The 6,344-nt window shown below is 70.6% G+C and carries 7 protein-coding genes; 3 read left to right on the top strand and 4 right to left on the bottom strand.

The genetic code is table 11. The annotated features are described in order from the left end of the window. Positions 1-66 precede the first annotated feature (66 nt). Positions 67-846, top strand: coding sequence for a class I SAM-dependent DNA methyltransferase (locus HT134_RS05475; RefSeq protein ID WP_175599103.1), 780 nt, complete (start codon positions 67-69; stop codon positions 844-846). 55 nt (positions 847-901) lie between these two features. Here the strand turns inward: HT134_RS05475 and HT134_RS05470 are convergent, their stop codons facing one another. Together HT134_RS05470 and HT134_RS05465 are read right to left on the bottom strand one after the other, a co-directional pair. Then, a complete protein-coding gene (locus tag HT134_RS05470) occupies positions 902-1,519 on the bottom strand; it encodes a DUF2637 domain-containing protein (protein WP_281387372.1) in 618 nt (205 codons plus the stop codon). A 66-nt stretch (positions 1,520-1,585) separates the two neighbouring features. Then, the gene (locus tag HT134_RS05465) at positions 1,586-2,104 is read right to left on the bottom strand and encodes a tyrosine-type recombinase/integrase (RefSeq protein WP_175599102.1); all 519 of its coding nucleotides are present in this window, start codon (positions 2,102-2,104) and stop codon (positions 1,586-1,588) included. Positions 2,105-2,179: 75 nt separating this feature from the next. On the opposite strand from HT134_RS05465, the gene HT134_RS05460 reads away from it, so the two are divergent. Continuing rightward, a complete protein-coding gene (locus tag HT134_RS05460; RefSeq protein WP_175599101.1) occupies positions 2,180-2,566 on the top strand; it encodes a VOC family protein in 387 nt (128 codons plus the stop codon). 197 nt (positions 2,567-2,763) lie between these two features. Here HT134_RS05460 and HT134_RS05455 read toward each other — a convergent pair whose 3' ends face one another. Together HT134_RS05455 and HT134_RS05450 are read right to left on the bottom strand one after the other, a co-directional pair. After that, positions 2,764-2,907 (bottom strand): hypothetical protein, encoded by a 144-nt coding sequence (locus tag HT134_RS05455; protein WP_175599100.1) that lies wholly within the window; start codon positions 2,905-2,907, stop codon positions 2,764-2,766. A gap of 402 nt (positions 2,908-3,309) precedes the next feature. Then, a complete protein-coding gene (locus tag HT134_RS05450; protein WP_175599099.1) occupies positions 3,310-3,456 on the bottom strand; it encodes a hypothetical protein in 147 nt (48 codons plus the stop codon). A 228-nt stretch (positions 3,457-3,684) separates the two neighbouring features. On the opposite strand from HT134_RS05450, the gene HT134_RS05445 reads away from it, so the two are divergent. After that, complete coding sequence (locus HT134_RS05445) at positions 3,685-6,057, top strand: tetratricopeptide repeat protein (protein ID WP_175599098.1); 2,373 nt, start codon at positions 3,685-3,687, stop codon at positions 6,055-6,057. Positions 6,058-6,344 lie beyond the last annotated feature (287 nt).

Genomic DNA, 6,344 nt, shown 5'->3' with positions numbered 1-6,344 from the left:
CGGGCCCGACGGCCCGGCACGGCTCCGCTCCCGACGAGGCGGGGCACCCGCCCCCAGGAGGCAGACATGTCGCAGGTGGATGAGACGCTGGCCGCCTACGAGAGCATCGCGGCCCGCTACGACGAGCTGAACGCGCGGATGGACACCTCCAGCCTCGTGGCCCGCTTCGTGGAGGCGGTCGATCGGTACGGATCAGGCGGTCGGCGGCTGCTGGACGCCGGCTGCGGAACCGGCCGCAGCAGTGTGGCCTTCCGCGAGCGCGGGTTCGAGGTGACCGGCTACGACCTGTCCCCCGCGATGGTCGCGATGGCCCGCCGCCGGCCCGGGGCCGAGGAGATCGGGTTCCTGGTGGGACGGCTGCAGGAGCCCCCACCCGGGCTGACCGGCTTCGACGTGGTCGCCTGCGTGGACGTGCCGATGGCGTACCTGACCGGCACGGACCAGCTGCGACAGGCGCTGACGGCCGCTCGCGACCAGCTCGCCGAGGACGGGGTGCTGGTCTTCGACCTGAACACCATCGGCTACTACCGCCGCATGTTCAGCGTCCCCACGGTCGCCGACCGGGGCGACCGGTACGTGGTCTGGTTCGCACAGTCCCCGCGGATCGAGGCCGACGCGGTCGTGGTCACGCAGTTCGACCTGTTCGAACGGAACGGCGCGGGCTGGGAGCGGCTGTCGATGCGCCACGTGCAGCAGCACCATTCCGACCGGACGGTGCGCAAGGTGGCCGAGCAGTCCGGACTGCACGTCGTGGCCGCCCACGGGCTGGTGGGGACGTCGACGCGGGACCCGGCCGACGAGACCGACCACGAACGCATCCTGTACGTCGCCCGCCGGGCCGGCTGACGTCGGCCGGCAAGGCCGTCGCCGACCAGGACGAGAAGGCCGGGCTCACATCGGATCAGCTACTGCCTGCTCTCTTGACGAGGCGTCCCCAACGTGGTGAGCGGCCGAAGTTTTGAGCTATTGCCAAGCCGCTTGGAATCCTGCCTTGCTGATCGCGATTCGCCTGCGCCCATTGCCAGGCCGTGAGCTGGAGTGTGCGAGCGGGCTCCGCGCGGGATGGGGGAGTGCGTTGATGACAGTGCTTTCCCGCGTCCGTATCTGACCCACGTTGCGTGAGCATCCTGACCTGGCTCATCAGTATTTCGTACGCGCGCCGATGAGGGCGAAGCTCGGCCAGCCGGCGATCAGGCGGGCGACGAATGACGAGCATGATCCATGGCAGTGCGCCGCCACGGCGGCCGGCGCGGCTGGCCAGCAGAAGGGACATGGAGGCGACGACGATGGTTCCGTCGACCGGGAGGGGGACGAGGGCTGCTGCGATCTCGTCTTCGCCGTGCTTCAGGGCCGGCTCATGCATGTGCCGGAACGAGACGACTGCAGCTGTCGCCGCCAGCAGAAGCACGCTTGCCGTAGTCGTCTGTCGTATCCGTGACTCGAACCGGGAAGAGAGCGCACTCTTCGAGCCACCAGCCGAGGACGGAGTTGGCGCGTTCTCCGAAGTGATCTCAGGCATCCCGAGATCGCCTGCCTGCTGTGAGCCGCCCACAAGTACTGGGACCAGTTTGGGACCACACGCGCTTCACGCACCGGTACGAACGTGATGCGCTACCGGTGCTAGGCGTTTGACCAGCGGAAACCCATCGCGATCTTGAACTGGGATCGACCGCGTGTTCGGGTGCAGGCAGCGCTGGGTCGTGCTCAGCAACCCGTGACCAGCGATCTTGCGGAGCACGCGTACGGGGACACCCGCCTCGGCCATCCACGTCAGTCCGGTGTGAGGCAGATCGTGACGCCGCAGGTGCTCGAACCCGAGACTGGTGACCACCTCGTCCCAGTGCGTGGCATCCCGCAGCACGGCGGTGGCGCTGCGTCCGCCGCGAGGGCCGGTGAACAGCCTGGCGGACGGCTCGTGGTCCACCTCGGCCATGCGGCGGGCGTCGAGGTCGCCGACCCGCACGCCCGAGGTCTCACCGATTCGGGCCGCGGTGGCGGCGGTGAAGATCACGACATCACCCCAGATATGGCGTGGGACCGGGACGCTGAGGTCATCCGGACGGTGCTGCGCGAGGCAGGGCGTCGGGAGTTCAGCGAGCGCCATGGCAGATTCATGCTCCGCGAGCTATATGAGGCCTGGCAGCAGGATTCGGTGCCGGCTCTCGTAGACTCGGCGGTCATGACAGAACGATGGCCCTTCATCCACCACGTGACCTTCATCGCCGCGGACCTCGAGGCGAGCACGCGCTTCTACACCGCCGCGCTCAAGCCTCTGGGGGTTGTCGGAGAGGCGGCTGACGGCGGAACGGAGTTCTGGGAAGAGGAGGTGGACACCCCTTCCTTCGGTCTGTATCCCGTTGGCGACGCCACGGTGACACGCGGTGCGCACATCGCGTTCACCGCCCGCGACCGGGCCGCGGTCGACGCCTTCCACGAGGCCGCGCTGGCGGCAGGCGGCAAGTCCCGGCACGAACCCCGGCTCTGGCCCGAATACCGCGCCTATTGCGCGTTCGTCGATGACCCGGACGGCAACAACGTCGAGGCGGTGTACAAGGAGCAGGCGTAGGGCCGGCACCTGGCGGTATCGCGGTAGTGGCGCGGTTGGCCGAGCGGCCGAGACGAGACCGCACCAGGTACCGGCGTCACTGGAGGTCGAAGACCGCCTTCCCCTCGCGCGGCGGCCGCGCAGCGCGCCGGTCGTCTCGGTGAAGCGCTCCCAGGAGGCGCGCCGGCCGATCTCGGGCGCCAGGGTCCGGTCGGCCGTCAGCCTCCGCGCGCGACAGGCTGGGCGTGGTGGCGTGGTGGCGTGGTGGCGTGGTCGCGGTCGACCGGCGGGCGTGTGAGGCCGGCCAGCGGGTTGCGGGTGCCGACGTCGTGCGGCAGCAGGTAGCCGTACCCGGACGACACACGCGGCTATGGCGAGGTCTCTTTCGCTGGCGCGAAGTTCTCCGGTCGGCGACGTCTTCTTCACCGGCGCGACGTTCGCCGACAGCCACGTCTCCTTCACCGGTGGACGTTCTCCAGGGGCTTGCTGGACCTGTCCGCGGCCGCCGCTCGGCAGGTACCGCCGATGGGATTGCCGCAGACAGCACCGCCTGGACCGGTGCTTCCCCAGAAGCGGCCCAACGGCGGCGGACAGCAGGGCCCGGCCGGCGCCGGACGAGCGGGCGGAAATCCGGGAGAGCCAGGCAGAAATGTGCGCCAGCCGTAGTTCGGGCAGCACCCATCGAGGGCTGCGTACAACCTCCGGCATGCGGAAACGGGACCCTCGAAAGCCGCTGCTCGATTCTCACCTCCCGTAGCGCCCGATCATCGCCGGCACTGCCTCTTCGCCGCCGGCTTGGTGGAGCGCCGCGGGCGGCTCCGGCGTCGGCGTCCGGCCGCCCAGCCGACCAGAGCGGTGGCGAAGTTCAGGGCGCTGACGGCCAGGGGGATCCAGTGGGGCAGGTCCTGCATGGCGGGCTCCTTCGCTGTGGACCGTTGGAGCCTCAGGGGATCGGGGATGGCGGGGGTCCGGCAGCAGATGCGTACCGATCCGGACAAACGCCTGCACCGCTGTGATCGGAGAGAGAGGCTGAGCAGCAGAAGGTCGGCAGCGCTGGTCGTCTGCGGGGAGGCGTTCGGCATCGTCCGGAGAGGGAGCCGGACGGCCTCGCGCCGCGCATGTCAGGGGAAGGAGAGGCGATGGCCCCCGATCCGGGCCAGGTGCACACGGCGGCCGAACTCGCGCTCGCGTTGAAGGAGATGGCCGGCGGGCGCTCTTACGCCGAGCTGCACCGGGCCGCACGGCCGGACAGGCTGCCGAAGGCCACGCTGACGGACATGTTCGGCAAGGGCCGGCCCAGCGAGGAGACGCTGGAGGTGTTCCTGCGGGCCTGCGGCGTACCGCGCGAGGACCGGGCGGCCTGGCGGCAGGCGCGCCGGCGCGCCCTGACCGCGGACCCGGATCTCGACGGGCTGATCAGGGTGGCGCAGGCCGATCCGCGACGCCTGGGTGTGCATGCGCCGATCGATGCCCCGGGCGCCGCCGAGGACCTGCCGGCCTACATCCAGCGCGACGTCGACGACGGCCCGCGCGGCGTGCGAGAGCTGGTCGACCAGGCCGCACAGCGGGGCGGCCTGGTGGTCCTGGTGGGCGGCTCCTCGGTGGGCAAGACCCGCTGCGCCTACGAGGCGATCCGCGACCTGCTGCCCGAGTGGTGGCTGCTGCATCCGGCCGGCGCCCGCCACATCGAGCAGGCCGCGGCTGCGGGGCCGGAGCGGCTGGTGGTGTGGCTGGACGAGTTGCAGCGCTACCTCGACGGCTCCCGCCCGTTGACCGCCGCCACGGTCCGCACCCTGTTGCACCGCCGCGCGGTGCTGATCGCCACTCTGTGGCCCGACCGGTACACCACCTACACCCAGCCGCCCAAGCCCGACCGGCCCGACCCGCACGCCGACGCCCGCGAGCTGCTCGGCCCGGCCGAGGTCGTCCACCTCGACGCCGAGCTGAGTCCTGCTGAGCACGAACGCGCCCGTACCGCAGCCGAAGCTGGAGACGCGCGCATCACATTGGGACTGGAGTCGGACGACTACGGCCTGTTCCAGGTCATCGCCGCTGCCCCGCAGCTGATCGACCGCTGGCGCGGCGCCGACCCGTACGCGGCCGCGGTGCTGACCGCGGCCGTCGATGCCACCCGCCTGGGGGTACGCTCGCCACTGAGCGCCGAGCTGCTGCGGGAGGCCGCCCCTGGCTACTGCGACGCCCGCCAGCGCGGCAACGCCCCAGCCAACTGGTTCGAGGCGTCGCTGGCGTACCTGACCCAGGAACTCCACGGCGCGGCCGCTGTGCTGGCCCCCATCGCTGCTCCGGGGACGATGGGCCGCCCGGTGGGCTACCAGCTCGCCGACTACCTGCAACAGCACCTCGGAGAACGGCGCCGCACCGCCAAGGTACCCGCCACCACGTGGCACGCTCTCGCTTCCCACTTGACCGATCCGGACGACCAGGTCAGAACATGTGTGGCGGCCCTCAATCGGCTGTTGTACGACTACGTCCTTCAGGTCCTGCCATCGTCGCCGCACACCGGTGACTTGCCCGCCGTCGACCGGCTGGCCCACCTCTTGGCCGAACACGGGCGCATGGAAGAGGCGATAGCCCTCTTGACCAGTCAAGCCGACGCCGGTAATCGGTACGCTGCCCAGGATCTGGCCGACCTTCTGGTCCGATACGGACGGGAGGACCAACTACGTGCCCGCGCCGACGCCGGCGACCGGTTCGCCCTTCACCGACTCGCTGACCTGGTAGCCGAACAGGGACGGGAAGAAGAACTCCGAGCCCGTGCTGACGCCGGCGACCGGCACGCCGCCGAGCGGCTGGCCGAACTGCTCGCCGAGCACGGGCATGTGGAAGAGGCCATCACCATCCTGCGCACCGCCGACCCCGACGACGGGGGAGCCGCCGCGCAGTTGGCCACTCTGCTCGCCGCGCACGGCCGCGAGGCCGAACTTCGTGCCCGCGCCGACACCGGCGACAGTTCCGCCGCCCAACGTCTGATGGAACTACTGGTCGAGCAGGGACGGGAAGGAGAACTCCGCGCCCGCGCCGACACTGGCGACCAATACGCCGTCAAGCGGCTGGCCGAGCTGCTGGCCAAGCAGGGGCACGCCGAAGAGGCCATGACCGTCCTGCGCACCGCCGACCCCGACGACATGGACGCTGCCACACAGCTGGCCGGTCTGCTGCTCGCGCAGGATCGGGCAGAGGAGGCGCTTGCTCACCTGCGCGCACAAGCAGACGCCGGCCGCTGGCTCGCCCATGGACCGTTGGCAGGCCTCCTGGCCATCTGCGGACAGGAGGAGGAACTGCGTGCCCGCGCCGACGCCGGCGACTGGGCTGCCGCCGCACATCTGGCAGACCTGCTGGGCAAGCACGGGCGGTTCGAGGAACTGCGCGCCCGAGTCGACGCGGGGGACGAGCCCGCCGCCCGAAGGCTGGCCACCGCCCTGGCGAAAGCAGGACGGACAGCGGAGGCCGAGCGGGTGCGCCGCTTCGGGCTGCCGCTGGAGGACGGTTGAGACAGGCTTGTGACCGCTTGCGGGAACGAGATGTGCACGACGTCGATGGCCGAACGACGAGAGCGGGTTCATCAGCACGTACTGGGCGCCGACCTCGACGGCGAAGGAGCACAGTGCGGCGAGCTCCTCGACGTCGGTGAGTGCGTTCGGCGTCGACGGCACCCAGTCGGTCTCCAGTCCCTGCGGTGGTGCATCGACGGCAATCGGATGGCCCACCGCACGCCCGTAGGCGGTGTGCCCGTCCAGTTTCGGCGCTCGGCGGGCGACCGGAAGCCACTCCTTGGGCA

It is taken from the genome of Nonomuraea rhodomycinica, assembly GCF_013363995.1.
Taxonomy (GTDB): domain Bacteria; phylum Actinomycetota; class Actinomycetes; order Streptosporangiales; family Streptosporangiaceae; genus Nonomuraea; species Nonomuraea rhodomycinica.
Note: the sequence above shows the minus strand (reverse complement) of the source record. Positions and strands in the feature narration are given on the sequence as shown.